The following is a 24763-nucleotide window of genomic DNA, read 5'->3' as shown; positions in this document are numbered from 1 at the left end:
GTGGCGGCCCTGGATCAGACCCAGCCCTCCCGCCGGGATATCCGGATCGCGTCGATGAGGTTGCGGGCGCCGGTCTTGCGGGTCGCCGCGGCCATGTAGTTGCGTACCGTCCCGCTCGCCAGGTGCAGCGTCCGCGCGATCTCTGCGATGGAGTCGCCCTCCGCGGCGCGGGCCAGCACGCTCAGCTCGCGCGGGCTCAGCGGCACGGGGTCCGCCTCCATGAAGGCGGAGGCGAGGGAGGCGTCTATGAAGCGTTCGCCCGCGGCGACCCGGCGTACCGCCCGTACCAGGCGGCCCGGCGATCCGTCCTTGTCGACGTAGCCGCGGGCCTCGGCGCGGAAGGCCCGGTGCAGCGAACCGGGCGCGCCGGTCGACGCGAGCACCAGTACGGGGGAGGGGGACGCGAGGACCTGGCGGTGGGCCGCGCGCCCGTTGTCGGCCAGCACGGCCGTCGTGCCCGGACAGTCGAGGTCGACGACCGTCACGTCCGGGCATAAGGACTCCGCACGGCGGGCCGCGCTCGGCCAGCCCGCGGACGTGACCTCGAACGGCCCTTCCGATCTCAGCAGGGCGGCCAGTGCGGACCGGACCAGGCTGACACTGTGCAGGACCAGGACTTTCGTCATCGTGAGCTCTCCTCGGTGAACGAACCATCAGCACCACGCGGCTGCCCCCGTACGGGGGAGATGGAACGTCACTGCGGGGGGCGTGCAGGGGCGCACGGACAACTTGGCCGAGATGCCCGGGGATCCCGCCCCGCTTAGGCGGGATACCCCCTTGAACTCACCCCTCGCGCCCACCCGGCCGGCGCCCCCACACCTCGCGCGCTCACACCTCGCGCCACCGGGCCATCGCCCAGGAGAACGCGCCGAAGAGCACCAGCCCGACCGCGACCGCGACCAGCAGCCACGGACCGGCCGGAGTCCCGGCGAACGCCCTCAGGGTGTCGTCCAGCCCCTTCGCCTGCCCGGGGTCGTAGCGCAGCGCCGCGTACACGACGAAGCCGCCGGCCGTCGCGAACACGGCCCCGCGGGCCAGGCCGCCGCTGACGCCCAGGAAGTCGACCGCCTTGCGCGAGCCCTTCGAGGCCCCGCCCATGGCGAGGTGCTTGCGGAAGCGGCACCGTGCCGCCTGCACCGCGATGACCACACCCGCGACGGCGATCCCGATCCCGGCGGCGCCCACCAGCCACTGGCCTGCGGGCAGGCCGAGCGCCTTCGCGGTCATGTCACGCGACTGCTCGTCCCCCGAGTGCCCGCCGCCGCCCGCGGCGAACGCGAGCACGGAGAAGGCGGCCGTCGCGTAGAACACGCACCGCCCCGCCGAGACGAGCCGCTTGGAAGGCTTGTCGCCGTCCGGCCCGGCCGCGCCGAACACCGCTTCCGAGAGCCGCCACAGCACCATGCACACGAGACCGATGCCGACGGCCCAGATGAGGACGGAGCCGAAGGGCTTGTCCGCGAGCTCGTAGAGGGCACCCTGCCGGTCGGCCTCCCGGCCGCCGCCCCCACCGAAGGCGACGCGGACGGCAAGGATCCCGATCAGCACGTACAGCACTCCGCGCGCCACCAGCCCGCTGCGTGCCGTGACTTCCCGGAGCGTGCCACCGCGCGACGCGCTCCGGGCACCTTTGCGCGCGGTCACTCTGCCCACGCCGCTCATTCCACTCACCCCAGCCATCCCGCTCAGACCTCGCCGCGCCAGGCGCCCGTTTCGGTCCCACGGGACTCGATGAACAGCTTGAACCGCTTCAGGTCGCCGCTGACCTGCCGTTTGACGAAGCCGAGCGTGTCGGCGGCGGACTCGGCGATGCCGTCGGGCACCCAGTTCATGTGCAGGACCACCTTGGTGGTGGTCGCGTCGACCGGCTGGAAGGTGACGAGCCCGGCCTGGCGGGGCTCACCGTCGACCGTCATCCACGCGACGCGCCGGTCCGGGAGCTGCTCGGTGATCTGCGCGTCGAACTCGCGCCGGACCCCGTTCACGTTCGTCACCCAGTGGGTGAGCGTGTCACCGCGCTGGTCGATGCGCTCGACCCCCTCCATGAAGGAGGGGAAGTCCTCGAACTGCGTCCACTGGTTGTACGCCGTGCGTACCGGGACGTTGACCTCTACGTACTCCTCGACGTGCGACATGCGCACCCCTTCCGCGTCGTCGGGCGTCCCTCGGGACGTCTCGTGGCGCGGCTACCCGGCGCCCCGGGCACCATGCGCCCGCACCGCCCGTGTACGGCCGGCGACGCAGGGCACACGCGGGGCATGACCGTACTCAAGACCAGCGTCCTCGTCCTGGACTGCGCCGAACCCGAGTCCCTGGCACGCTTCTACGCGGAACTGCTCGGCGCGACGGCGGGCCCGGCCCCCGACGACGGCGAGCTGTTCCTCGTCACCGGCGGCGCCGGCCCGCTGCTCGGCATCCGCCGCGATCCGCAGCGCACCCCGCCGAGCTGGCCGCTGCCGGAGGGCTCCCAGCAGGTCCACCTGCGGATCCTGGTGGCGGAGGACTTGCTCGACGAGGCCGAGCGCGAGGCCGTCGCCCTCGGAGCGCGCCCGGTGGCGGCGGAGGAGGACGGCACCCGCCCGGACAACCGCACGACCCTGCGCCGCTACGCGGACCCGGCGGGCCACGCGTTCGTCCTCGCCGCCGTCCGCTCGCCCGCTGACGGCTGACGGCCGGTCCGGGAACCGCCCGGGACCAGGAGCCGATCGGATCAGTCCATGACGGGCAGGCACTCGGCGAGCAGGGCGACGATGTCACGCCAGGCCCGCTCCGCGTGCCGGGGATGGTGGCCGACGCCGGGAGGCGCGGCGTGGTCGACCGGCGGGTGGTGGAACGCGTGCAGGGCCCCTCCGTAGACCACGAGGCGCCAGTCGACGCCCGCGGCCTGCATCTCCTCGGTGAAGGCGATCCGTTGCGCGGGCGGCATGATCGGGTCTTCCGACCCGACCCCGGCCCATACCGGGCAGCGAATGCGTGCCGCCTCGCCCGGCCGGCCCGTGATCAGTCCGTTGACCGTCCCGATCGCGCGCAGGTCGACGCCGTCGCGGCCGAGTTCGAGTGCGACCGCGCCCCCGGTGCCGTAGCCGATGGCGGCGGTCCGGGCGAGGTCCGCCCGCGGTTCGGCCCGCAGCACGTCGAGCGCCGCGTGACCGATCTCCCGCATCCGGTCGGGGTCGGCGAGCAGCGGCAGGCAGCGGGCCAGCATGTCCTGCGGGTCGTCGAGATAGCGTCCGCCGTGGAGGTCGAAGGCCAGCGCCACGTACCCCAGCTCGGCCAGAGCCTCGGCCCGGCGGCGCTCGACATCGCTGAGCCCCATCCCCTCGGGCCCGAGCAGGACCGCGGGCCGACGCCCGGCGCCGGCCGGCAGCGCGAGGTGTCCGATCATCGTCAGGTCGTCGGCCGGGTAGGCGACCGTGCGTGTGGTGACCGTGCGTGTGGTGACCGTTGTCATGCGATGCAACGGTAATGACCTCTGTCCCCCACCGGGTTGGTGTTCACCGATGGCAGACAGCGGTCTGTCCGGTCAGCCGTAGGTGATCGTCACCTCGCGGAAACCCAGGGAGCGGAGCAGGCCCTCCAGCATCGACGTCGTGTTCTTCTCGGCGCGTTCGGCGAGGCCGCTGGTGCGGGCGGCCTCGCCGATGTGCTGCGCCGCGAGCTTCTGCACGGCCTGCTCGCCGGCCGGGTTGTCGGAGAACAGGTCGCCGATCCGGTCCAGCAGGCCGCGCTGCTTCGACACCGCGTAGGAGCGGTTCGGGTCCAGGGCCGCCGTGCCGAGTTCCGCGTGCGGCAGCCGGATCGAGGCCGCGGTGCGGTCCTCGTTCACGGTGACGCTGCGCTCGTCCAGCCCGCCCATGTCGACGTAGCCGCTGACCGTACCCGCGCCCACGTACAGGGTGCGGGTGCCGCGGATCGCGTCAGGCAGGAAGGCCGCGTCCTTCTCCAGGTCCACGACCACCTGGAAGTTGCCGACCGCGGCCTCGTAACGGTCCATGTCCTGCACCGACTTCAGCAGCGCCGGACCCGAGCGGTCCCGAGTCTCCCCGCCGAAGAGGCCGCCGAACCCCGGAACCAGGCTGAAGCGCTCCACGAGCACGAGCAGCACCACGACCACCGCCACGCCGGCGGCGATCCGCCCCCACATCGGGCGCCGCGTGCCGCCCGGCCGATCCGAAGAGGTTTCCATGTCCCGCGGATACCCCGTGGGGGCGGCTCCAGTACGCGGAGGGCGAGCCGGCTACTGCCCGGTGGGCCTGCCGGACACCAGACGGGAGGCTTCGATCTCGGCCCAGACGGCCTTCCCGCCCGCGTGCGCGTCCGCGCCCCAGCGGTCCGACAGCCGCTCCACTATGTGCAGGCCGTGCCCGCCCGGGACGCCGCGCCGCGGCGCCGGATCGCGCCGGGGAAGGGCCGTCGTGCCGTCGCACACCTCGATGCGCAGCACCTTCCCGGCCGTGAGCACGAGCTCGTGGCAGCCGTCCGCGTGCAGTGACGCGTTCGTCAGCAGCTCGGAGACGAGGAGCAGGGTGTCCTCGGCGGTCTCGGTTCCGTCCCAGCCCCAGTCCCGCAGGGCCTGGCGCGTGAAGTCACGCCCCTTGGCCACGGAGCCGCGGACGCCCGTCAGGGCGAGCCGGCGGCGCTGGCCCGCGGCAGGTAGGCCGACACTCACAGGATCACCCGTTTCCGGTCCGACGGTCTCCACTACGCTCTCTCACCCCCGCGTTGACACTGGTCTCTGTCACAGGCGTATGCCCGGCGCGGCACGATCGATGTACGGGACCGTCCACGCACCGCGGGCGGCCGGTGGCCATCCGGGCAGGCGCAGGACATTGTAGGCGACGACCGGTCTCAGGGCGTGGCCGCGTGCAGCCGCAGCGTGAAGCCGCTCTCCGTGGCCCGGACCTCCACCAGGTCGCAGAGCTGGTGGATCATCCACAGACCCCGGCCACCGTGGGCCGAGGCCAGCGACGGGCGCCGCCGCCCCGCCAGCGGATCCGCCAGCCGGCCGTCGTCGTGGATCTCGGCGACGACCCCGGCGGCCCCCGCCGCGGGCCCGTCGACGGTCCACAGGCGCAGCGTGCCCTTCCCGCCACCGTGGGCGAGGGAGTTCGCCGCGGCCTCGCTGATCGCCATGATCAGGTCGCTGCGCCGGGCCGGGGTCAGTGCGGTGCCGCGCGCCCAGCCCTCCGCGTACTCGCGTACCCCGGCCAGCCCGCCGTGCGCGTACGCGAGCAGGGCCACCGGGCCCTCGGGCTCGGGCAGCGGGTCGTCCAGGTCCGCCGTGACCCGCGCGGGGTCGGTGTAGGCGGGACTGGGCAGGCTACGGCCCTGCTCGACGATCACGGGGTGGGTGCGCCGGGCGTCGCTCACCACGTCGGGCGCCAGTCCAGCCACGTCGTACGGGCACAGGACGGTGGCGGACCGGCCCGCGAAGGCCGTGTTGATCAGTGCCTCGTGGCGGGTGGCCTCCCGCGCCTCGGCGGGGGAGCGGCCGGGCCAGACGGGTTCGCCGACGATCCGGGCCGCCCGGCCCGCGTGCCGGTCGGCGAACTCCTGGAGGGAGGCCAGGATCCGCCCGGGATTGCGGCCGAGCTCCGCCATGTCCGTCCAGGTGATCCCGGATCCGCCGTCCGCGCCGAGGCTCTCGCGCAGGGCGTCCAGCCGCTGCCCGGGCACGGCGACGAGCACCGGCTCCTCGGCCGCCAGGGCACGGCGTACGAAGCCGCCCACCTCCGCGACGTACTCGCCGAGGCCCCGGTAGAAGAGGGCAGGGTGGACGAAGGCCCCCGCCCCGGCGGGCGCAGGAACAGTGATCATGCTGCGACCTCCAGCGCGGCGCACTCGTCCGGGAACATCTCCACTACCTTGCGGAGCGAGTATGGCGGGTCGTGGAGCAGCAGGCGCCGCCCCTGCCCGCTGAAGTCCACCGATGCCCGTACGAGTGCGGCGACCGCGGCCGGGTCGAGGAAGGCCACGGCGGAGAGGTCCAGGTGCACGACGGTGCCGGGGATCCCGGCCACGACGCCGAGGGCGCCGGCCAGCGCCTGCCGGGTGTCGAGGTCGCAGCTGCCGCTCAGGCGTGCGCCGGGGCGGCCCCGCAGCGGCAGGGCGGTCAGCGGCGCCGTCGCGCCCGTACTCGGCGTCATGGTGCGCGGGCCTACGCCGTGAGCATGCCGGCGCGCAGCCGTGCCAGGGTCCGGGACAGCAGGCGGGAGACCTGCATCTGCGAGATGCCCAGTTCGGCGCCGATCTCGGCCTGCGTCTTGTCCTGGCCGAAGCGCATGGCCAGGATGCGCCGGTCGCGTTCGTCGAGCTCCTCCAGCAGGGGCGCGAGGGTGTGGAACTCCTCGAAGAGCTCCATCGCGGGGTCGACGTCGCCGAGACGCTCCGCCAGCGGCCGGGCCGCCCGGTTCACGGTGGACTGCGCGTCGTCGTCCGCACCCGCGGCGTCGAGGGAGCCGCTCGTGTAGCCGTTCGCGGCCACCAGCCCGTCGATGACCTCGTCCTCGGACAGCTCCAGGTGCTGGGCGACCTCCTTGACCGTCGGCGCCCGGCCCAGGACGTCGGTCAGCGCCTCCTGCGCCTTGGCCAGCTCCGTACGGAGCTCCTGCAGCCGGCGGGGCACGTGCACGGCCCAGGTGGTGTCGCGGAAGTACCGCTTGATCTCGCCGGTGATGTACGGCAGGGCGAGCGTGGAGAACTCGACCTCGCGTTCGAGGTCGTAGCGGTCGATGGCCTTGATCAGCCCGATGGTCCCCACCTGGATGATGTCCTCCATGTCCAGGCCGCCGCCCATCACGCGGGCCCGGAAGCGCCGCGCGGCGAACTGCACCAGCGAGAGGTTCATCTCGATGAGGGTGTTGCGGGTGTACTGGTACTCCCGCGTGCCCTCCTCCAGGGACTGCAGCCGCCGGAAGAACTGCCGCGACAGCTCACGCGCGTCGGAGGGCGCCATCTCGCGGGCGTTCTCCACCCGCGTCACGGCCTCGTCCCGTGTCAGGTCTTCGCCCCGCGCCGGTGCTCCCGGGTCCTCCCGGTCACGTACGGGGACGTGCACGTCGGTTGCGCGAATGGGGCCTACAACGGTGGCCGAGCGAGACATGGTTGGCCGCTCCCTCCCGATTGACTGCGGCTGCCGTCGCGCTTCTGCCCCGGCATCGCGGTTCCACACACCTCGATCGCAGGGAATTTTTCCGCGCGTCCGCACCGGACCGCCGCGCGGGCGTCCGGCCGACCCGGGGGAGCGGCACCGGCGCGGTGAGCAGGCATACTCCCTTGACGACGACGTACAGACGGCGATCCGTGGAGGCGGACATGAGCGGATTCGGGGACGCGTACCAGCCGGGCGTGGTGGGGGAGGGCTACCCGGCCGGGGACGGCTGGGTGGTGGCGGCCCACGGGGAGCTGGACCAGGACACGCTGAACCCGTTGGAGGAAGCCCTCACCGAGGCCGCGGGCCGGCACACCCTGGTGGTCCTGGACGCCGGCTCCATCACCTTCGGGGACTCCTCGTTCCTGAACCTGCTCCTGCGGCTGCACCATCTCACCGGGCTGCGCATCGCCGCCCCGGGCGAGCAGCTGCGCCGGCTCTTCGCCGTGACCGGTGCGGACACCGTCCTCTCCCTGCACGCGAGCGTGGAGGACGCCCTCGCGGCGTGAACCCGCCTGCCGGGAGGGCCGCCTGCGGACGGGTCAGCCTGCGGACGGTCAGTCGGCGCACGGTTCGGCCCCGTGCGGGTCCGGGCCGCCGGCGGGCCGGAAACAGGCGGTGATCGCCTTGCCCCCGTGGCACGCGTGGACGTCCAGGGAGTCGGCCAGCGCGGTGACGATGCCCAGCCCGCGACCGGAGGTGGCCTGTGCGTCGGCCCCCGTGTCGCGGGCGCGGGGCAGCCGCGGATCGGCGTCGGCGACGCTCACGTGGAGGCAGCTGCCGTCCCAGGTCAGCACCAGGTGTGCGGTGCCGACGGCGTGCAGGTGGGCGTTGGTGACCAGTTCGGAGACGCAGAGCAGCACGGAGTGCACCGTGTCGGCCGCCGAAGTGTTCCACGGCAGGGTCGCCAGGTGCGCCGCGGTCCACTGCCGCGCCGCCCGGACTCCCTCCGAAATCGGGAACGAGCGTGCCCAGCCGACCGCCCTGACCGCCAATGTCCTCACCCCTTTTCCATCCTTGTGCCGTCCGACAACGGTTCGTCTACCCGGAGCCGGCGGCGGCATCCGGGGATTCCCGAAGAGCCCTGGGGAAACGTGAGTTCGGGCCCGACCCGCCCCGCATCCCGCCCGGGATCCGGGGCGGGCCCCTTCCCCGGATCCCGGATGCGCCGCGCGCCGGAGTGATCGACCGTGCTCCACCGCACCTCCGACGGCGTTAGCCTTCACCGACCGGTGCTGCGGCGAGGACGGGTCCCCGCCGGAGCCGGGCGCTCCGGCATGCCCTGGTACCGGGGTGCCTGTCCAGTACGCGTGTCGGCGCGGTTGGTAGCGAGAGTGAGGGTGACGGATGGCCGAGCGGGTGGGCACGGATCCACGGGGCGGCGTACCGGCGTTGCCGGGCGAGGGCGGCATCGGCGAGTCGGAGCTGCGCCAGTTGCTGGCCGGACTGACCGCCGTCCGGGACGGGGACTTCCGCACCAGGCTCCCCGACGGGGCGGACGGGCTGCTCGGGGAGATCGCGACCGTCTTCAACGGGATGGTCAACCAGCTGTCGCTGTTCACGTCCGAGGTGACGCGCGTCGCCCGGGAGGTGGGTACCGAGGGCACCCTGGGCGGCCAGGCCGACGTACCGGGGGTGGGGGGAGCCTGGCTGGACCTCACGGATTCGGTCAACTTCATGGCCGGAAACCTCACGGCCCAGGTGCGCTCCATCGCCCAGGTCGCGACGGCCGTGGCCAAGGGCGACCTCTCCCAGAAGATCACCGTCACGGCGCGCGGGGAGATCCTGGAGCTGAAGGAGACCATCAACACGATGGTCGACCAGCTGTCCGGATTCGCCGGGGAGGTCACCCGGGTGGCCCGCGAGGTCGGCACCGAGGGCCGGCTCGGCGGCCAGGCGGACGTCAAGGGCGTCTCCGGCACCTGGAAGGACCTGACGGAATCGGTCAACGTCATGGCCGACAACCTGACCGCCCAGGTCCGTTCGATCGCCGAGGTCACCACCGCCGTCGCCCAGGGCGACCTGACCCAGAAGATCCGGGTGGACGCCCGCGGGGAGATCCTGGAGCTGAAGGAGACCATCAACACGATGGTCGACCAGCTCTCCGCCTTCGCCGACGAGGTCACGCGCGTCGCCCGCGAGGTCGGCACCGAGGGCAACCTCGGCGGCCAGGCCACCGTCCGGGGGGTCTCCGGTACCTGGGAGGACCTCACCGACAACGTCAACGTCATGGCGTCCAACCTCACCGGACAGGTCAGATCGATCGCCCAGGTGGCCACCGCCGTCGCGCGCGGCGACCTGTCGCAGAAGATCACGGTCGAGGCGAAGGGCGAGGTCGCCGCCCTCGCCGGCGTCATCAACACCATGGTCGACACGCTGTCCGCGTTCGCCGACGAGGTGACCCGCGTGGCCCGCGAGGTGGGCACCGAGGGCCGGCTCGGCGGCCAGGCCCGCGTCCCCAACGTGGCGGGCACCTGGAAGGACCTCACCGACAACGTCAACTCCATGGCCAACAACCTCACCGGCCAGGTCCGCAACATCGCCCTCGTCACGACCGCCGTCGCCAACGGCGACCTGTCCAAGAAGATCGACGTGGACGCCCGCGGCGAGATCCTGGAGCTCAAGACCACCATCAACACGATGGTCGACCAGCTCTCCTCCTTCGCCGCCGAGGTCACCCGCGTCGCCCGCGAGGTCGGCAGCGAGGGCCGGCTCGGCGGCCAGGCCGAGGTCGAAGGGGTCTCCGGCACCTGGAAGCGCCTGACCGAGAACGTCAACGAGCTGGCCGGGAACCTGACCCGCCAGGTGCGGGCCATCGCCGAGGTCGCCAGCGCGGTCGCCGAGGGCGACCTGACCCGCTCCATCACGGTCGACGCCTCCGGCGAGGTCGCCGAACTCAAGGACAACATCAACTCCATGGTCGGCTCGCTGCGCGAGAGCACCCGGGCCAACCAGGAGCAGGACTGGCTCAAGTCCAACCTGGCCCGCATCTCCGGCCTGATGCAGGGCCACCGCGACCTCGCCGCCGTCGCCGAACTCGTCATGGACGAACTGACGCCGCTCGTCGCCGCCCAGTACGGCGCCTTCTACCTCGCCGAGGACGGCCCCCGCGGGACCGTCCTCACCCTCGTCGGCTCCTACGGCCGCCCCGCGGACGCCGTGGAGGGCACGCGGTTCGCCCTCGGGGAGTCGCTCGTCGGCCAGGCGGCCCGCAGCCATCGCATCATCGCCACCGACCGGGTCCCCGGCGACTACATCATCTCCTCCGGCCTCGGCCACACCACCCCGGGCAGCCTGATCATCCTGCCGATCGTCGTCGACGACCAGGTCCTCGGCGTGATCGAACTCGCCTCCTTCAGCGCGTTCACCCCCGTGCACCGGGACTTCCTCGCCCAACTGATGGAGACCATCGGCACCAACGTCAACACGATCGTCGCCAACGCCCGCACGGACGAGCTCCTCGACGAGTCCCAGCGGCTCACCGGCGAACTCCAGGCCCGCTCGGAGGAACTCCAGGTCCAGCAGGAGGAACTCCAGCGCTCCAACGCCGAACTGGAGGAGAAGGCCGCGCTCCTCGCCAGCCAGAACAGCGACATCGAGGCCAAGAACCTGGAGATCGAACAGGCCCGGCAGGAGCTGGAGGCGCGCGCCCAGCAGCTGTCGCTGGCCTCCACCTACAAGTCCGAGTTCCTCGCCAACATGAGCCACGAACTGCGCACCCCGCTCAACAGCCTGCTCATCCTGGCCCAGCTGCTCGCGCAGAACCCCACCCGCAACCTCACCCCCAAGCAGGTCGAGTACGCGGGCATCATCCACTCGGCCGGTTCGGACCTGCTCCAGCTGATCAACGACATCCTCGACCTGTCCAAGGTCGAGGCGGGCAAGATGGACATCAACCCCGAGCGGGTGGACCTGCCCCAGCTGCTGGAGTACGTCGACGCCACCTTCCGGCCGATGACCACGCAGAAGAGCCTCGACTTCACCGTCACCACCGCCCCCGACGCGCCCGACGACCTGCTCACCGACGACTCGCGCCTGCGCCAGATCCTGCGCAACCTGCTCTCCAACGCCGTGAAGTTCACCGAGCGCGGCGGCGTCGAGCTGCGCATCGAGCCGGCGGCGGCCCCCGAGATCCCCGCCGGGATCTCGCGCCGCGGCCCCATGCTCGCCTTCCGGGTGCGGGACACCGGCATCGGCATCCCCGAACCGCAGCTGGAGTCCGTCTTCGGAGCCTTCCAGCAGGCCGACGGCACCACCAGCCGCAAGTACGGCGGCACCGGCCTCGGCCTCTCCATCAGCCGCGAGATCGCCCAGCTCCTCGGCGGGGCCGTCACCGCGGAGAGCACGCCCGGCCAGGGCAGCACCTTCACCCTCTTCCTGCCCGTCAGCCGCGCCGACTTCGAGGACGCTCCCTTCGCCGACTCCGCCGTGACGCCCGCGCCCGAGGGCGTGCCCGGGGCGGCGGGCGACCCGGGCCGCCGTGACGCCCCCGCGCTCCCGGCGCAGCGGCGCACCCGCCGCCTGCTGGTGATCGAGGAGCGGCCGAACGGCCTGCTCTCGCTCGTCGCCGAGAGCGCCGACCGCGACTTCGCCCCGCACCCGCACGCGGCCGGGGAGCGCGGCGCCATCCAGGTCGTGGGAGCCACCAGCTCGCGCGAGGCGGCCGCGGCACTGGCCTCCGACGCCTTCCACTGCGTCGTCCTCGAACTGGACATGCCCGACGGCGAAGCGCTGCGCTTCCTCGACGCGCTCGACGGCGACCCGGCCCTCTCCTCGCTGCCCGTCCTCGCCCACAACAACCCCCGGGTGCGGACCGGACGGGAGGAGGCCCTGCGGGAGCGGGCCGCCTCACGCCGGGTGGAACTGCTCTCCAGCCTGGACGAGCTGCGCGAACGCATCGCGCTCCACCTGTCCGCCGAACAGCCCGGGGACGTACTGCCCCTCGTGCACGCGGACACCCGGCAGCAGGACACCCACGTGCCCGACGGCGACCTGGCCGGGCGCACCGTCCTCGTCGTCGACGACGACGCGCGCAACCTCTTCGCCCTCAGCGGGGTCCTGGAACTGCACGGCATGCGCGTGCTCCACGCCGAGGACGGCCGCAAGGGCATCGACGCCCTCACCGGCAACGCCGACGTCGACCTGATCCTGATGGACGTGATGATGCCGGAACTGGACGGCTACGCCGCCACCGCCGAGATCCGGCGGATGCCGGCCTACGCGGCCCTGCCCATCATCGCCGTCACCGCCAAGGCGATGCCCGGGGACCGGGAGAAGAGCCTCGCCGCCGGCGCCAGCGACTACGTGACCAAGCCGGTCGACGCCGACGACCTCATCGCCCGTGTCCGGCACTGGCTCACCCGATGACGGGGGACACCACGCGCGGCGGAGCCGTCCACCCGGCGCCGGCACCGGTCGCGGGCCAGAGCGCCCGCACCGTCCCGCACCAGTCCCCGACCCCGCTCGGGCGGCTCGTCGCCACCGTCGAACGGCTGCGCCGGGAGGTCCTGGAGGCCCAGGCCGCCGCCGACGGCCGGGCGCTCGTCGAACTGGCCAAGGGCATCCTCATCGGCCAGCTGAACTGCACCCCGGCCGCGGCGGCACGCCAGCTCGACCTGCTGTGCCGGGAGAGCGGCACCTCCCGCCTCGAACTCGCCGCCGACATCGTCAACCAGGCGTCCCGCGACCACGTGAGCGAGATCGCCGCCGCGTTCGTCGAGCGCGCCGGCAGCGGCGACGAACCCGCCGAACACTCCACGGTCTCGGTCCGGCTGCGCACCGCCGAGAGCGGCATGCTGGCCGCGGCCTCCGACACCCAGGCCGTCGCCGAGTCCCTCCTGACCAACGCCCTGGGTCCGCTGGGGGCCGTCGCCGTCGCCATCTGGACGGCCGTGCCCGACGGCTCGCTGGCCCTCGCCGGCCACGCCGGGTTCCCGCCCCGGGAGGCCGTCCGCTGGCGCCACGTACCCCCGGGCGTCTCCACCGTCGCCGGCCTCGCACTGCGCGAACGCCGACTGGTGACCCTGTCCCGCGTCGAACGCGCCGGACTGCCCTCGATCGGCCACCTCCAGTGGCCCGAGGGCGGACGGATGGCCGTACCGACCGGGACCGGCGGACGGATCCACGGCGTCCTCGAAATCTGCTGGCCGCAGCCCCTGGCCCCGCAGCCGCCACAGATCGAGCGCCAGGTCGAGGCCCTCGCCGAGCTGTGCGCCCGCACCATGGACGCCTCGGCGCCCGGCGACCCGGCGACCGGCGACGCCGTGCTCCCGGACGTCGCGGAACTCATCGACCTCGCCGAGGGACTCCAGGACCCCGCCGTGGTGCTCACCCCGGTCCTCGACCCCGCGGGCCGCCTCACCGACTTCAGGATCCGGCACGCCGGCAGCCGGTTCGTCGACCCGGTGGGACGGCCGCGCGGCGACGTCAACGGCGCGCTGCTGCTGGAGGCCTACCCGATGGCCGCCGCCGAGAACGGCCTGTTCGACATCATCGAGCGCGTCCACGCGACGGGCGAGCCGTTCCGCGCCGAACGCATGAGCCTGACCGCGCTGGTCGACCAGATCCCGCTCACCTCGGTCGCCGACATCAGCGTCAGCCGCCACGGCGCCGCCGTCCTGCTCATCTGGCGGATCGAGGACGAGACGGCCCGCCTGGCCAACCTCCTCCAGCACGCCCAGCGCCTGGGCCGCATCGGCGGTTTCGAGGAGAACCTCGCCACGGGGGAGACCACCTGGAACGCCCAGCTCTACGCTCTTCACGGACTCCCGGCCACCGCGCATCCCGTACGGCTGCGGGAACTGCCGGGCCACGCCCATCCGGACGACTCCGCCGCCCTCGGCCGGTTCCTGCGGGCCCTGCTGCGCCACCGCCGCCCGTCCTCCGTCAACTTCCGCCTCCAGCGGCCCGACGGGATCACCCGCCACATCCGGGTGGTCGCCGAGCCGGTCCTCGACGCGAACCAGCGACTGCACGCCGTGCGCGGCGCCTACCAGGACATCTCGGCCCAGCACTGGACCGAGGTGGCACTGGCCGCGACCAGGGACCAGCTCGCCCACACCGAGGCCGAGTCCGCGGAACGCAACCGGCTGGCGCTCCAGCTCCAGCACGCCATCATGCCTCCCACCCCACCGGCCGTCGAAGCCCCGGGCATGCGGGTCGCCGTCCGCTACCGGCCGGCCGAGACCGAGTCGCTGGTCGGCGGCGACTGGTACGACACGGTGGTCCTGCCCTCCGGTCTGATCATGCTGTCGGTGGGTGACGTCGCCGGCCACGGCATCGAGGCCGCCACCGGCATGGTCGTGCTGCGCAACGCCCTGCGCGGGCTGGCCGTCACGGGCGCGGGCCCGGGCCAGCTGCTGTCCTGGCTCAACACGGTCACCCACCACCTGGCCAAGCACGTGACCGCCACCGCCGTGTGCGGCCTGTTCGACCCGAGCACGCGGGTGCTGCGCTGGGCGCGCGCGGGCCACCTGCCGCCCGTACTCGTCCGCGGCGGCCGGGCCGAGGCCTTCCCGCTCATCGAGGGACTGCTCCTCGGCGCCCTGCCCGATGTCACCTACCGCGAGCGGGAGGTCCAGCTGGAACCGGACGACACGCTGCTGATGTTCACCGACGGGCTGGTGGAACGGCGGGACTCCTCCGTGCAGGACTCGCTGGGCCACCTCGTGAACGCGGCCGCGGCCGGATCCGGGGACCTGGACGCGCGGCTGGACCGCCTCCTCGCCGGCAGCAGGTCGGACACGGACGACGACACCTGCGTGATCGGCATCCAGGTGGGCTGAGGACGGTCCGCCGGACCCGGCGGCTCTTTGCCCGCGCAGGGTTGACCACGCGGCTCTACCTGCCGGTAACTTGAGCGCGGTCCAGAAGCGCCGACGGAAGGAGCGGGCACGTGCCGCACCACGACCTGACCGGTTTCACCGAGGGTTCCTTCACGCACGACGGCGCGACCCGCCGCGTCCTGCGCGCGGGCACGGGCCCCGCCGTGATCGTCATCGCGGAGATCCCGGGCATCACCCCGAAGGTCCTGGAGTTCGCCGGACGGGTGGCCGCCGCGGGCTGCACCGCCGTGCTCCCGGTGCTCTTCGGCGAGCCCGGGCGCGACCCGGACCCGCGAGCCGTCGGCCGGGTGAACAGCGGCCGCTACATGGCGTCGACCATGTGGCGGGTGTGCGTCAGCCGGGAGTTCACCCTGCTGGCCACCGGCCGCAGCTCCCGCGTCGTACGGTGGCTGCGCGCCCTGGCCGCCGCCGAGCACGAGCGGTGCGGCGGTCCCGGCGTGGGAGCCGTCGGCATGTGCCTGACCGGAGGGTTCGCCCTGGCCATGGCCACCGACGAACGCCTGATCGCCCCGGTCCTCTCCCAGCCGTCGCTGCCGCTGGCCTGCACACCGGGCCGCGCCGCCACCCTCGACATCAGCCCGGAGGACCTCGCCGTGGTCCGCGGACGCTGCGAGCGCGAGGGGCTGCAGGTGCTCGGACTGCGCTTCCGGGGCGACCGGCTGGTCCCGGCCGACCGGTTCGCGTTCCTGCGGCGCGAACTCGGCGACGCCTTCGTGGCCGTCGAACTGGACGCCGCCGACGCGAACCCCGAGAGCGCCCTGCCGCCGCACTCCGTCCTCACGGAGCACCTCGTCGACGAGCCGGGGCAGCCCACCCGCGAGGCCCTCGATGCGGTCCTCGATCTCTTCCGCGCCCGGCTCCTGCCCGAGGACCGCCCCGCCACCGCGACCTGACGCCGCGGCCCGCCGGCTACGCGGCCTCCTGCGTGAGTTCCGCCAGTTCCGCCAGGGCGTCGGCGGATTCCGGGGCCAGCCGGTAGAACCCCTGGAGGCCGACCGCCCGTTCGAGCCGGCCGTCCACCACGTACTTCAGATTCCGCGTCCGGCCCCGGGCGTTGCGCCAGGTGAGCCGGGCCAGGAGGTCGCCGGGGACCGGTACGTCGAAGCGCACGGGCGTGGAGTCCACGTGGACGGCCGAGGCCCCGCAGCCCCCGGCGCCCAGCATCGACCAAGCGGAATGCCCGGGGAAGCCCTGCTCCCGCCGGCCCGGCGAGCCGCCGTCGCAGCAGTCGCGCCGCTCCTTGTCGACGACCCGCATCCGGCTCACCACGTACACGGCGCACTGGTTGACCTGCAGCGCGTACACGTCGTCGCCGGGGCGGGCGCCGCCCCACGAAGGCAGGGAGGTGTGGATCCCGCTGAAGGCGACCGACGGGCGCTCGCCCGCGCGGCCGGTTCTTGGGGCGCGTTGCGCGGGTCCGGGGCGGTCCCGTGGCAATCTGGGGCATAACGCCATAAATCTGAGATCCAGTGCGTCGCTCGTCCCGTCGCGTGCCCGGAGCGGCCTCGTCCGCTCATCACACTCCAGTGGTTTGTATATGTCGGTGACCGACGTATGGTGGGTCCTGAAGATCCTTCCGGGGCGCAGCGGATCCCGCCTGCCGCACCCGGGATTTCGCCTTGCGACGGAGACGGAGTGCTCATGGCCACCAGGAAGAACCTCACCGCCAACCGGGAATCCCTCGTCCACAAGGTCCGCTACGCGGCGAGCCGCCCGAACCGCATCGCCCCGTACCTCAAGCGGGCGGCGCGCGACCGGTGGCTGGCCTTCAAGCACCCCGACCACGTGAGCTACTACCGGGCGGTGATGGCCTCGGACACGCGCCGCAACCCCGAGGCCGCCGTCGGCAGCCAGACCCACGAGCGCTGGCTCGCCCTCGGCAAGATGCAGTTCGACTACCTGCTCGGCCACGGACTGCGGCCCGGGGCGCGGATGCTGGACATCGGCTGCGGCAACCTGCGCGCCGGCTGGCGCTTCATCGACTACCTCGACGCCGGCCACTACTACGGCATCGACATCTCGCCGGACATCCTCATCGCCGCCAAGCGGACGCTGACCGACCGCGGCCTGCAGGCCAAGGTCCCGCACCTGACGATCACGAAGAACCTGACGCTGGACTTCCTGCCCGACGGCTACTTCGACGTGGTCCACGCCCACAGCGTGTTCTCGCATTCGCCGATCGAGGTGATCGACGAATGCCTCGCCCACGTGGGCCGCGTCCTGGCCCCGGGCGGCCACTTCGACTTCACCTTCGACCGCACCACGGGCGCCGAACACCAGGTGCTGCGCGAGGACTTCTACTACCGCACGCAGACCCTCGTCGACCTCGCCGCCCGGCACGGGCTGGCCGCCCGCTTCATGGAGGACTGGGAGGAACTCGGCCACGGCCAGTCCAAGATCCGGGTGACCGCCGCCGGTGCGGGCGCGCTGATGCCCGACGCCTGACCCCTCAGGCGCGGCCGGCCGTACCGGAGTTCCCGCGGTGCCACAGGCGCACGGCCAGGCCCGTCGCCGCGAGCAGTACCAGGCAGGGTACGGCGTTCGCCTCGCCCACCACCCCGCAGAAGTGGCCGAGGACGAGGAAGGGCGCCACGGCCAGGGCGAACCGGCCGGCCGTGCGGACACCGGACAGCGCCGGCCGGCCCGCCAGGACCAGCAGGGCGGCGACGGGCACGGCGAACCGCCAGAGCGGGAACATGGCGATGCCGTCCGCGTCGAGCAGGGCGAGGGCCGCCACGCAGAGGGGGGCCCAGATCAGCAGCGCCACGAGCCCCGCGGTGCTGCCGATCCGGTGCGAGGGCCGCAGGTCCGCGGGGCACAGCAGTGGCAGCGTCGCGATCAGCAGCGGCGGCGCCAGGTAGGCCGCGTGCTCCAGCGGCATCTCCAGGGCCCCCGGCAGGGAGACGGCGAGCAGGCAGGCCGAGGTACCCGCAACGCCGGCGAACGCGGACCGCGCGCCGAGGGCGTATCGGCCGCTGAGCGCCACCACGACGCCGACGAGGGTCAACAGGTCGCAGGCGATGAGGAAGTGGCCGGCCGGCCCCCCGATGTCGGAGCGGCCGGTGACGTGGGCGCGGTTGAGCGTCGAGGCGAGCAGGAACGCGGCACGCGCACCCATCGCGGCCAGCACGAACGGCGCCGCGGCCGCGAGCAGGCGCCCACCGCGGTGCGCGGAGCCGACGCGCAGACGCAGGCGCAGCGCGTGCGCCGCGATGTCGCAGCCCTCCCGCAGGCGGGCGAGCCGGCCGGCGCCCTCGGTCGCCTCCCGGTAGGCCTCGGCTATCTCGTCGCCGAAGTCCCGGCGGAACCGCTCCGGGTACAGGCGCAGCAGGCGGAGGATCACGCCGTGGCCGTCTCGCCGGAGACGCCCAGCCGGCGGGACGCCTCGCGGGCGGTCGCGGCCATCCGCGCCGCCTCGGCGGCCAGGACCTCCCGGCCCGCGGCGGTCAGACCGTAGGTGCGGCGCAGCCGGCTGTCGACGACCTGCTCCTCGTGGACCTCGATCAGCCCCTGCCCCAGCAGCCGCTCCAGCGCCCCGTAGAGGGTGCCCGTGCGCATCTTGACGCGCCCGCCCGAGATCAGCTCGACCTCCCGGGCGATCGCGTACCCGTGGCGTGGCTCGTCCGCGAGCGCGGTCAGGAGGAGGAGGGTCGGTTCCTGCATGGCGCGATCACTCATGCCCGCATGGTAAGTCACCCACCGGCATATGTCGCCCGAGGGAGCCTTCTCGCGGGGGCGCGGGGGCTCAGGAGACGGCGTACCACTGGCTGGCCCAGCCGGTGTTGATGGTGGCCGTGGACTGCTCACCGAGGTTCACGGTGGCGGGCAGAGAGGTCTGACCGGTCAGGATGCTGCTGTACCGCAGGTTCGGCGGCGTCAGCCCGGCGTTGACGGAGATGCCGGCGCCCGTGGACTTCAGGGTGAGGGCGTTGGTGGCCCAGTTGCCGTTGAGCAGCAGGGCGATGAAGTACGTGCCGGGGGCGGCCGTGAAGGGCTTGGCGAGCGGCAGCGGCTTGGCGATGGCGTCGGTCATCAGCTGGGGCGAGATGTCGGCGGTGGACCCGACCAGCGTGCCCTTGGCGTCGTACACGCCCAGGTAGCAGTTGGCCAGCTGGGCGTTCGTGTCCAGCCCGGCCAGCCCCAGCCAGATGTTCGACCAGGTGATCTGCTCGCGCAGGACGATCCGCACCAGCGTGATGCGGCCGCCGACCCCCGCCGACGACTGGGCGGTGACGTGGCCCGCGTCGTTCGGGTCGCCGGTCCAGGCCAGCAGGTTCTGGTCCTGCGGCCGCGGCCCCTCGAATCCGGAGCCGCCGCCCGGCGCGGCCGGGGCGGACGCGGTGGGACCCGCCGTCGCGGTCCGGCCCTTGTCCGGGGCGGTGCTGCAGCCCGCGAGGGCGAACACCAGCGCGAGGGCGGTGACGAGGCCGGTCGTGGCGGTGGTGGTGCGGGTGCGCATGGTCCCCCCATGAGGTGCTGGTTGTGCCGACGCACATGATCACACGACGGCCGGCCCGGGCCGGAGGGCGAGGGTCCAGGTGTGCACGACCTGCTTGCCGGGCCGCTCCTCGGGCTCCTCCGCGACGGTCACGGTGAGCCGGTCGCCGGTACGGTGCAACCTGCCGCGGTAGCACCAGCTCCGGTCCGGGTCCACGGCAAGCAGCTCGGCGAGGACGGCGTCCCCCAGCCGGCGGTCGACGGCGCGGAGCACCCCGGCGTCGAGGACCAGGATCGTGCCGTCCGCGAGCACCAGGGGCTCGGGACACAGCGGGTCGGTGAGTGCCGGGCCGCGTTCGACCGTGCCCCCGGGCAGCAGCCGCACCACCCTGCTGCGGGTGGGCCGGCTGCGGTCGGTCTCGACGACGCGGATGCCGCTGCCGGTGACGTAGTGGCCGTAGCTGCGCCAGGAGTCCACGAGGACGCCGTCCCGGTCGTGCTCCCAGGTGTCGAAGACGTCATAGCCCTCCAGGCCGAGGAAGAACCGGCCGCCCCGCAGCACCGCGCCGCTCGCACCGCGCAGTTCGGCGATCGGCGTGCCGTCCGCCAGGTCCAGCAGCAGGGCCGGGCCGAGGTGCCCCCAGGGGGTGTAGTCGAAGGAGTCCGTGGTGACCAGGACCCGGCCCGCTCCGATGTGGGCGGCGTTCGGGACGCCGGAGCAGGCGGCGGTCCACAGCGCGCGGCCGTCGGCGTCGACGCAGCGGACCTCCCCGGGCCCGCCCCGTACGCGCAGCCCGTTCCGCCGGGCCAGGGGCTGTCCGGCCGTGCGCCCTTCGTCGTACCCGGGCGGCCCGGCCTTGCGCCGGTACTTCACGACGGAGACGCGCCACCCGCCGCCCGACGCGTCGTTCGCCGGGCCGTCCGCCCCGCCGCTCTCCCCGCTTCTCGCCATGACCCCAGATGGTAGGCCGTGCCAACTGACGTCCACCGAAGCGGATTCCGGTGCCCGTGCCGATGCCCGCGCCGAGTTACTCCCTTCAAGGCAATCGAAACCACGGACGATTGAGGAGGAGCCCGGTGTGGTTATAGCTCCGGTTGTTCTGGACCCCACCCCCACCGGAGGAACACGTGAGTTCTGCCCGAACCTCGATCGCCCTGTGCCTCTCCGCCGCCGCCCTGCTCGCCGGCGGTACCTCGGCCGCTTCGGCAGCGGCGGCTCCGTCCCAGGGGCCGGCGTCCTTCGCGGCAGGCCCCGCGGAGTGCATGGCCGACACCCGGGACATGCAGGACCTGGCCAAGGCCGTACGCGCCGATGCCCGGGCCCGCGATGCCGCGGCAACCAGCGCGTCCAACGTCCTGCTGGGCCAACAGGTCGTCGAGGCCGAGGCGTCCTGCACCGGGATCACCGCGGAGATCACCGCCAAGGTCGACGAGATCGCCCGGGCGCAGGAGAGCATCGGCGAGCTGCTCGCGGCCGTGCCGACGGTCACCGACGAGGTGCTCGCCCTGGCCGTCTCGATCCCCTCGAAACTCGTCGACCTGGTCGCACTGCTCCGTGCGGTGCCGGCGGCCGCTCCGGTCACGCACTGACGGACCAGCCGGCCGGGCCGGGCACCGCAGCCCGTGAGGGCCGTCCCCCGTACTCGGGGGACGGCCCGGTCTGTCGCTCGCAGGGCGCGGCACGGCCGCGCCCCCCTCACGGTGACGTCAGCGCGCAGACCGCGAACGGGGTCGCGGACACGGGCTTTCCGGAGTTGTTCTTCAGGCTCACCACCCAGGTGTCGCCGACGGGCTTGCTGCTGAGGTCGTCGGGAGCGGGACCGGTCAGCTCGAGCCCGCCGCCGGTGAGGACGCTGTCCGGGGGACAGGCCGCCACGGCCGTGGCGGTGTGGTCGATGGTGATGGTGACGGGGTCGCCCGTGGTGGTGTTGCCCTGCCCGTCGGTCGCCGTGGGGGTCACCACGTGCTCGCCGTTCTTCAGCGGTGCGACCGGCGTGCACTCCCACGCGCCGTTGTCGTCGGCCACGGCCGTGCAGATCACGGTTCCGCCGTCGGTCAGGGTCACCGTGCTGCCGGGCGCCGCGGTGCCCGAGAAGGTGGGTGTGTTGTCGGTGAGGGTGGATCCGGTGGCGGGGTCGGTGATGACGAGGGGAATCGTGCCGCTGGGCGAGAACACCGTGGTCCACCGGTAGGTGGTACTGGCGCCGTCGGCGACGCTGACCGGCCAGCTCAGCGCGATGCCGTTGTCGATGAACGTGCTGCAGTCACACGTGTTCGGCAGGGGCTGCTGGGACCCGATCCTCGCCCACACGTCGTTGTAGACGCCCTCGAAGTAGCTGCTGCCCGCGGAACGGGGGAGCAGCCCCTCCACACGCCCACCCGGCTCGGCGGTCGAACTGCACAGCACCGACTGGCCGACGACCCGGCCGTACCCCTCGTCCGAGTTCTGCAGGTAGCAGTCCCCGCCGGTGTAGATGTTGCCCGCCTGCGCGGTTCCGGAGGCGTTCTGGACGGTCACCTCGGTGTCGTAGCGCTCCTGTCCGACGACGTAGGTGTCGGTCTGTGTCAGCGTCACGCCGGCGCCCGCGTTCACGACCGTCACCACCTTGAACGGATCGGCCGGGGTGCCGGTGCCGGTGGGGCCCGTCTGGCTGACCTCGCTGTACGCGGTCCGGGGGCCGGCGGAGCCGCCGGCCGGCACCGAGGCCGGTCCGAAGAGGGTGCCGTTGAGCGCGACGAACGTGCCGCAGGCGGTTCCCCCGTACCACTCCGACTCCGTGTCCAGCGCATGCCGTACGGAGCAGTTGAGCTGTCTGCTGATGTTGATCTCACTGAGCGGACCCGATGAGCTGATCGGGTCCGCGTGCGCGGTGGCCGGAACGAGCGCGAGAGCGGCAGCACCCGCCCCGGTCAGCAGCATTCTTCCGATCCGCCCTGCTCCGTGCCCGGTGCGGGACCTGATACCGCCGAGGGTTCCCATGACCTACTCCTTGAGTGAGTCAGCCCCGTGCGGCGCTGACTGGAACTGCGGAACTGATCTGCTTGTGGTGCCGGAGAACGGGGCGCACCGGGGAGGGTGCGCCCGTGCCGCCGGCGGCGGCCCTCACCCGGGCGTGGTGACGGTGGGGCCCTGCACGATGAACGTGTCGATCGGGCCGCGCGGGCCCGTCGCTCCGGGGGCGCCGTCGGAGCCCGTGGCTCCGGTGGCACCGGTCGGCCCCATCGCACCGTCCGGGCCCGTCGCACCGGTCGCACCGGGGGCACCGTCCTGGCCCGGGGTGCCGGTGGCGCCGGTCGCGCCGTCCTGTCCGGGGGTGCCGGTCGCGCCGGTGGCGCCGTCCTGTCCGGGGGTGCCCGTGGCGCCCGTCGCGCCGGTGGCGCCGTCCTGCCCAGGGGTTCCGGTCGCGCCCGTCGCGCCGTCCTGTCCGGGGGTGCCGGTCGCGCCCGTCGCGCCCGTGGCGCCGTCCGCACCCGTCGGTCCCGTGGGTCCCGTAGCGCCGACCGGGCCTTCCGGGCCCTCCGGACCGGCCGGTCCCGTGGCCCCCGGATGTCCCGGTCTGTCGGGGCAGGGCTTCTTGTGGCAGGGCTTGGCGTCCTGGGTCCACGAGGTCCGGTCCGTTGCCGCGGAGCCGGGCCCGGCAGACGTCTCCGACGCGGCGGCCAGTGTGTTCCCCGCGACCAGGGAACCGATCAGAGCAGCACCGAAGAGCCCCCAGGCCTTGGTCAGACGGGCTCGGAGTGTGCTCCGCGCAGTCCATTTCATGTCGACCGGTCACCTCATTCAGTCCGATGACGTGCCCCACGGGAGTGAGGACGTTCCGCATCCTGACGGACCGGCCGATCAGTGCCTTTTCGCAGCGCGCGACCTGTACGACAAATCATTCGAACGGCCGCTGTCCCCGCCCGGCAGGGCCCGGCCCGCACCGGTGCGGCCCCGCCGGGGCCCGGGCCCCGGCCCGAACGGCCCAAGGCTGGCCCTCGTGCCGGGGCCGCCGTGCCCGACCGCGCCTATCGTGGGAGGAACCTCACGACCGGGGCGGAAGCACACGGACAGGTGGATCGTGAACGGATCCGGGATCGACTACCGGGCGGTGTTCCACGCACTGCCCGGCGCAGCCGCGCTGCTGACCCCTGGTCTCGTCTACCTGGACGTCAACGCGGCGTACCTGTCCGTGGCCGGCCGCACGCGCGAGCAGATCATCGGCCGCTACATCTTCGAAGCCTTCCCCGACAACCCCAACGACCCGGCCGCGAGCGGCACGCGCAACATGCGCGCCTCGCTGGAGCGGGTCGTGGCCACCGGTGAGCGCGATGCGATGGCCCTGCAGCGCTACGACGTGGAAGACCCCGAACACCCCGGGGTGTGGCAGGAGCGGTACTGGAGCCCGGTCAACGTCCCCGTCCTCGCGCCCGACGGCAGCGTGGCCCTGCTGCTGCACCGGGTGGAGGAGGTCACCGAGCTGATCATGGCCAGAGGGGCCCGCAGCGGCGAGGACGCCACCCAGGTGCTGGAGTCCGAGCTCTACAGCCGCGCGCGGGAGCTCCAGGAACTCAACGAGCGGCTGCGCCAGGCCCATGCCCGGGAACGTGAGGTGGCCCTGCACCTCCAGGAGTCGATGCTCCCCGAGCCGAGCCAGCTCGCCCGCCACCGGGCGGCCGTGCGCTACCGTCCGGCCGCCGCCGCCCTGAACGTGTGCGGGGACTGGTACGACCTCGTCGAGGCCCCCGGCCGGACCGCCGTCGCAGTCGGTGACGTCGTCGGCCACGGACTGGGCGCGGCCGGGGTCATGGGACAGCTGCGCAGTGCCCTGTCCGCCGCCTCGCTCGTCGCCGAGGGCCCCGCGCAGGCCCTGGAGGTCCTCGGCCTCTATGCCCGCTCCGTTGCGGGCGCCGAGTCCACCACCGCCGTCTCGGTCTTCATCGACCGCAGCAGCCGCACCCTCACGTACAGCAGTGCCGGCCACCTCCCGCCCGCGCTCTGCGACCCCGACGGCACCGTCGTCTTCCTCGACCGGGCCACCGATCCGCCGCTCGGCGCCCGCCCCGAACACGCGCCGCGCCCCCAGGCCCGTACGGACTACACCGAGGGCTCGGTCCTGGTCCTGTACACCGACGGGCTCGTCGAGCGCCGGCACGAGGACATCGACACGGGCCTGGGCCGGCTCGCCGACGCCCTGGCCCGCCATCGGGCCGCCGATCCCGCGGCGATCGCCGACGCCCTCCTGGCCGAGCTCGTGCCGCCCGTCGGCGTCACCGACGACACGGTCCTGGTCGTCCTGCGCCTGGAAGGACAAGCCGACACGCCCACCGGATTGCATGAACATGCGTGAGG

General features: G+C 73.2%; 25 protein-coding genes. 8 read left to right on the top strand and 17 right to left on the bottom strand.

The features are described 5' to 3' along the window. Positions 1 to 14 precede the first annotated feature (14 nt). The 3 genes from AB0O53_RS22060 to AB0O53_RS22050 all read right to left on the bottom strand — a co-directional run bounded on the left by AB0O53_RS22060 (position 15) and on the right by AB0O53_RS22050 (position 2135). Positions 15 to 626, bottom strand: coding sequence for a response regulator transcription factor (locus AB0O53_RS22060; RefSeq protein ID WP_350997928.1), 612 nt, complete (start codon positions 624 to 626; stop codon positions 15 to 17). A gap of 202 nt (positions 627 to 828) precedes the next feature. After that, positions 829 to 1680, bottom strand: a complete 852-nt coding sequence (locus AB0O53_RS22055; protein ID WP_435886664.1) for a DUF1206 domain-containing protein — start codon at positions 1678 to 1680, stop codon at positions 829 to 831. A 5-nt stretch (positions 1681 to 1685) separates the two neighbouring features. Then, a complete protein-coding gene (locus tag AB0O53_RS22050) occupies positions 1686 to 2135 on the bottom strand; it encodes an SRPBCC family protein (RefSeq protein WP_350997931.1) in 450 nt (149 codons plus the stop codon). Between the two features lie 123 nt (positions 2136 to 2258). Between AB0O53_RS22050 and AB0O53_RS22045 the strand changes: the two genes are divergently transcribed. Next, entirely contained in the window at positions 2259 to 2669 is a 411-nt protein-coding gene (locus AB0O53_RS22045) for a VOC family protein (protein WP_365197611.1), read from the top strand. A 41-nt stretch (positions 2670 to 2710) separates the two neighbouring features. On the opposite strand, the gene AB0O53_RS22040 is transcribed toward AB0O53_RS22045, so the two are convergent. From AB0O53_RS22040 to AB0O53_RS22015, 6 genes are all read right to left on the bottom strand, one after another. After that, on the bottom strand, positions 2711 to 3451 hold the full coding sequence (locus tag AB0O53_RS22040) for a dienelactone hydrolase family protein (protein ID WP_365197608.1): 741 nt from the start codon (positions 3449 to 3451) through the stop codon (positions 2711 to 2713). 72 nt (positions 3452 to 3523) lie between these two features. Then, positions 3524 to 4186, bottom strand: a complete 663-nt coding sequence (locus tag AB0O53_RS22035) for a DUF4230 domain-containing protein (protein WP_403142262.1) — start codon at positions 4184 to 4186, stop codon at positions 3524 to 3526. A 51-nt stretch (positions 4187 to 4237) separates the two neighbouring features. Then, complete coding sequence (locus tag AB0O53_RS22030) at positions 4238 to 4669, bottom strand: ATP-binding protein (RefSeq protein ID WP_350997938.1); 432 nt, start codon at positions 4667 to 4669, stop codon at positions 4238 to 4240. Between the two features lie 179 nt (positions 4670 to 4848). Further along, entirely contained in the window at positions 4849 to 5817 is a 969-nt protein-coding gene (locus AB0O53_RS22025) for an anti-sigma factor RsbA family regulatory protein (RefSeq protein ID WP_365197605.1), read from the bottom strand. Continuing rightward, a complete protein-coding gene (locus AB0O53_RS22020) occupies positions 5814 to 6146 on the bottom strand; it encodes an STAS domain-containing protein (RefSeq protein ID WP_350997944.1) in 333 nt (110 codons plus the stop codon). Before AB0O53_RS22020 ends, AB0O53_RS22025 begins: the two co-directional genes overlap by 4 nt. Before the next feature lie 11 nt (positions 6147 to 6157). Next, on the bottom strand, positions 6158 to 7102 hold the full coding sequence (locus tag AB0O53_RS22015; protein ID WP_403142256.1) for a SigB/SigF/SigG family RNA polymerase sigma factor: 945 nt from the start codon (positions 7100 to 7102) through the stop codon (positions 6158 to 6160). A 212-nt stretch (positions 7103 to 7314) separates the two neighbouring features. On the opposite strand from AB0O53_RS22015, the gene AB0O53_RS22010 reads away from it, so the two are divergent. Then, on the top strand, positions 7315 to 7659 hold the full coding sequence (locus AB0O53_RS22010) for an STAS domain-containing protein (protein WP_350997947.1): 345 nt from the start codon (positions 7315 to 7317) through the stop codon (positions 7657 to 7659). Positions 7660 to 7707: 48 nt separating this feature from the next. Here the strand turns inward: AB0O53_RS22010 and AB0O53_RS22005 are convergent, their stop codons facing one another. Next, the gene (locus AB0O53_RS22005; RefSeq protein WP_434094452.1) at positions 7708 to 8154 is read right to left on the bottom strand and encodes an ATP-binding protein; all 447 of its coding nucleotides are present in this window, start codon (positions 8152 to 8154) and stop codon (positions 7708 to 7710) included. Positions 8155 to 8497: 343 nt separating this feature from the next. On the opposite strand from AB0O53_RS22005, the gene AB0O53_RS22000 reads away from it, so the two are divergent. The 3 genes from AB0O53_RS22000 to AB0O53_RS21990 all read left to right on the top strand — a co-directional run bounded on the left by AB0O53_RS22000 (position 8498) and on the right by AB0O53_RS21990 (position 15887). Continuing rightward, the gene (locus tag AB0O53_RS22000; protein ID WP_350997950.1) at positions 8498 to 12517 is read left to right on the top strand and encodes a HAMP domain-containing protein; all 4020 of its coding nucleotides are present in this window, start codon (positions 8498 to 8500) and stop codon (positions 12515 to 12517) included. After that, entirely contained in the window at positions 12514 to 14934 is a 2421-nt protein-coding gene (locus AB0O53_RS21995) for a SpoIIE family protein phosphatase (RefSeq protein ID WP_350997952.1), read from the top strand. The genes AB0O53_RS22000 and AB0O53_RS21995 overlap by 4 nt, the downstream gene beginning before the upstream one ends. A gap of 110 nt (positions 14935 to 15044) precedes the next feature. After that, positions 15045 to 15887, top strand: coding sequence for a dienelactone hydrolase family protein (locus AB0O53_RS21990; protein ID WP_350997955.1), 843 nt, complete (start codon positions 15045 to 15047; stop codon positions 15885 to 15887). 16 nt (positions 15888 to 15903) lie between these two features. On the opposite strand, the gene AB0O53_RS21985 is transcribed toward AB0O53_RS21990, so the two are convergent. Continuing rightward, the gene (locus AB0O53_RS21985; RefSeq protein WP_365197600.1) at positions 15904 to 16431 is read right to left on the bottom strand and encodes a hypothetical protein; all 528 of its coding nucleotides are present in this window, start codon (positions 16429 to 16431) and stop codon (positions 15904 to 15906) included. A 204-nt stretch (positions 16432 to 16635) separates the two neighbouring features. Between AB0O53_RS21985 and AB0O53_RS21980 the strand changes: the two genes are divergently transcribed. Beyond that, positions 16636 to 17439, top strand: a complete 804-nt coding sequence (locus AB0O53_RS21980) for a class I SAM-dependent methyltransferase (RefSeq protein WP_350997959.1) — start codon at positions 16636 to 16638, stop codon at positions 17437 to 17439. A 4-nt stretch (positions 17440 to 17443) separates the two neighbouring features. Here the strand turns inward: AB0O53_RS21980 and AB0O53_RS21975 are convergent, their stop codons facing one another. From AB0O53_RS21975 to AB0O53_RS21960, 4 genes are all read right to left on the bottom strand, one after another. Then, entirely contained in the window at positions 17444 to 18337 is an 894-nt protein-coding gene (locus tag AB0O53_RS21975; RefSeq protein WP_365197597.1) for a hypothetical protein, read from the bottom strand. Continuing rightward, on the bottom strand, positions 18334 to 18672 hold the full coding sequence (locus AB0O53_RS21970) for a PadR family transcriptional regulator (protein ID WP_350997964.1): 339 nt from the start codon (positions 18670 to 18672) through the stop codon (positions 18334 to 18336). The genes AB0O53_RS21975 and AB0O53_RS21970 overlap by 4 nt, the downstream gene beginning before the upstream one ends. Positions 18673 to 18739: 67 nt before the next feature. Continuing rightward, positions 18740 to 19453 (bottom strand): hypothetical protein, encoded by a 714-nt coding sequence (locus tag AB0O53_RS21965; protein WP_350997967.1) that lies wholly within the window; start codon positions 19451 to 19453, stop codon positions 18740 to 18742. A 39-nt stretch (positions 19454 to 19492) separates the two neighbouring features. After that, positions 19493 to 20383 (bottom strand): hypothetical protein, encoded by an 891-nt coding sequence (locus tag AB0O53_RS21960; protein WP_365197592.1) that lies wholly within the window; start codon positions 20381 to 20383, stop codon positions 19493 to 19495. A gap of 176 nt (positions 20384 to 20559) precedes the next feature. On the opposite strand from AB0O53_RS21960, the gene AB0O53_RS21955 reads away from it, so the two are divergent. Beyond that, positions 20560 to 21021: a hypothetical protein gene (locus AB0O53_RS21955; RefSeq protein WP_365197589.1), complete on the top strand. Its 462-nt coding sequence runs from the start codon at positions 20560 to 20562 to the stop codon at positions 21019 to 21021. A gap of 106 nt (positions 21022 to 21127) precedes the next feature. Here AB0O53_RS21955 and AB0O53_RS21950 read toward each other — a convergent pair whose 3' ends face one another. Together AB0O53_RS21950 and AB0O53_RS21945 are read right to left on the bottom strand one after the other, a co-directional pair. Then, positions 21128 to 22411: an Ig-like domain-containing protein gene (locus AB0O53_RS21950; protein ID WP_365197586.1), complete on the bottom strand. Its 1284-nt coding sequence runs from the start codon at positions 22409 to 22411 to the stop codon at positions 21128 to 21130. Positions 22412 to 22534: 123 nt separating this feature from the next. Further along, the gene (locus AB0O53_RS21945; protein WP_365197583.1) at positions 22535 to 23194 is read right to left on the bottom strand and encodes a collagen-like domain-containing protein; all 660 of its coding nucleotides are present in this window, start codon (positions 23192 to 23194) and stop codon (positions 22535 to 22537) included. Positions 23195 to 23492: 298 nt separating this feature from the next. Here AB0O53_RS21945 and AB0O53_RS21940 point away from each other — a divergent pair, with 298 nt between their 5' ends. Continuing rightward, positions 23493 to 24761 (top strand): PP2C family protein-serine/threonine phosphatase, encoded by a 1269-nt coding sequence (locus AB0O53_RS21940; RefSeq protein WP_365197580.1) that lies wholly within the window; start codon positions 23493 to 23495, stop codon positions 24759 to 24761. The last annotated feature ends 2 nt before the right edge of the window (positions 24762 to 24763 follow it).

It is taken from the genome of Streptomyces erythrochromogenes, from assembly GCF_040684695.1.
GTDB classification, from domain to species: domain Bacteria; phylum Actinomycetota; class Actinomycetes; order Streptomycetales; family Streptomycetaceae; genus Streptomyces; species Streptomyces erythrochromogenes_C.
Note: the sequence above shows the minus strand (reverse complement) of the source record. Positions and strands in the feature narration are given on the sequence as shown.

Excerpts from the sequence above, each read along its gene's own strand:
- AB0O53_RS21965 (WP_350997967.1), bottom strand. The coding sequence starts at position 19,453 with ATGCGCACCCGCACCACCACCGCCACGACCGGCCTCGTCACCGCCCTC.
- AB0O53_RS22020 (WP_350997944.1), bottom strand. The coding sequence starts at position 6,146 with ATGACGCCGAGTACGGGCGCGACGGCGCCGCTGACCGCCCTGCCGCTG.
- AB0O53_RS21960 (WP_365197592.1), bottom strand. The coding sequence starts at position 20,383 with ATGGCGAGAAGCGGGGAGAGCGGCGGGGCGGACGGCCCGGCGAACGAC.
- AB0O53_RS22060 (WP_350997928.1), bottom strand. The coding sequence starts at position 626 with ATGACGAAAGTCCTGGTCCTGCACAGTGTCAGCCTGGTCCGGTCCGCA.
- AB0O53_RS22010 (WP_350997947.1), top strand. The coding sequence starts at position 7,315 with ATGAGCGGATTCGGGGACGCGTACCAGCCGGGCGTGGTGGGGGAGGGC.
- AB0O53_RS21980 (WP_350997959.1), top strand. The coding sequence starts at position 16,636 with ATGGCCACCAGGAAGAACCTCACCGCCAACCGGGAATCCCTCGTCCAC.
- AB0O53_RS22040 (WP_365197608.1), bottom strand. The coding sequence starts at position 3,451 with ATGACAACGGTCACCACACGCACGGTCACCACACGCACGGTCGCCTAC.
- AB0O53_RS22035 (WP_403142262.1), bottom strand. The coding sequence starts at position 4,186 with ATGGAAACCTCTTCGGATCGGCCGGGCGGCACGCGGCGCCCGATGTGG.
- AB0O53_RS22015 (WP_403142256.1), bottom strand. The coding sequence starts at position 7,102 with ATGTCTCGCTCGGCCACCGTTGTAGGCCCCATTCGCGCAACCGACGTG.
- AB0O53_RS22055 (WP_435886664.1), bottom strand. The coding sequence starts at position 1,680 with ATGGCTGGGGTGAGTGGAATGAGCGGCGTGGGCAGAGTGACCGCGCGC.
- AB0O53_RS21995 (WP_350997952.1), top strand. The coding sequence starts at position 12,514 with ATGACGGGGGACACCACGCGCGGCGGAGCCGTCCACCCGGCGCCGGCA.
- AB0O53_RS21970 (WP_350997964.1), bottom strand. The coding sequence starts at position 18,672 with ATGAGTGATCGCGCCATGCAGGAACCGACCCTCCTCCTCCTGACCGCG.
- AB0O53_RS21950 (WP_365197586.1), bottom strand. The coding sequence starts at position 22,411 with ATGGGAACCCTCGGCGGTATCAGGTCCCGCACCGGGCACGGAGCAGGG.
- AB0O53_RS22000 (WP_350997950.1), top strand. The coding sequence starts at position 8,498 with ATGGCCGAGCGGGTGGGCACGGATCCACGGGGCGGCGTACCGGCGTTG.
- AB0O53_RS22025 (WP_365197605.1), bottom strand. The coding sequence starts at position 5,817 with ATGATCACTGTTCCTGCGCCCGCCGGGGCGGGGGCCTTCGTCCACCCT.
- AB0O53_RS21945 (WP_365197583.1), bottom strand. The coding sequence starts at position 23,194 with ATGAAATGGACTGCGCGGAGCACACTCCGAGCCCGTCTGACCAAGGCC.
- AB0O53_RS22050 (WP_350997931.1), bottom strand. The coding sequence starts at position 2,135 with ATGTCGCACGTCGAGGAGTACGTAGAGGTCAACGTCCCGGTACGCACG.
- AB0O53_RS22045 (WP_365197611.1), top strand. The coding sequence starts at position 2,259 with ATGACCGTACTCAAGACCAGCGTCCTCGTCCTGGACTGCGCCGAACCC.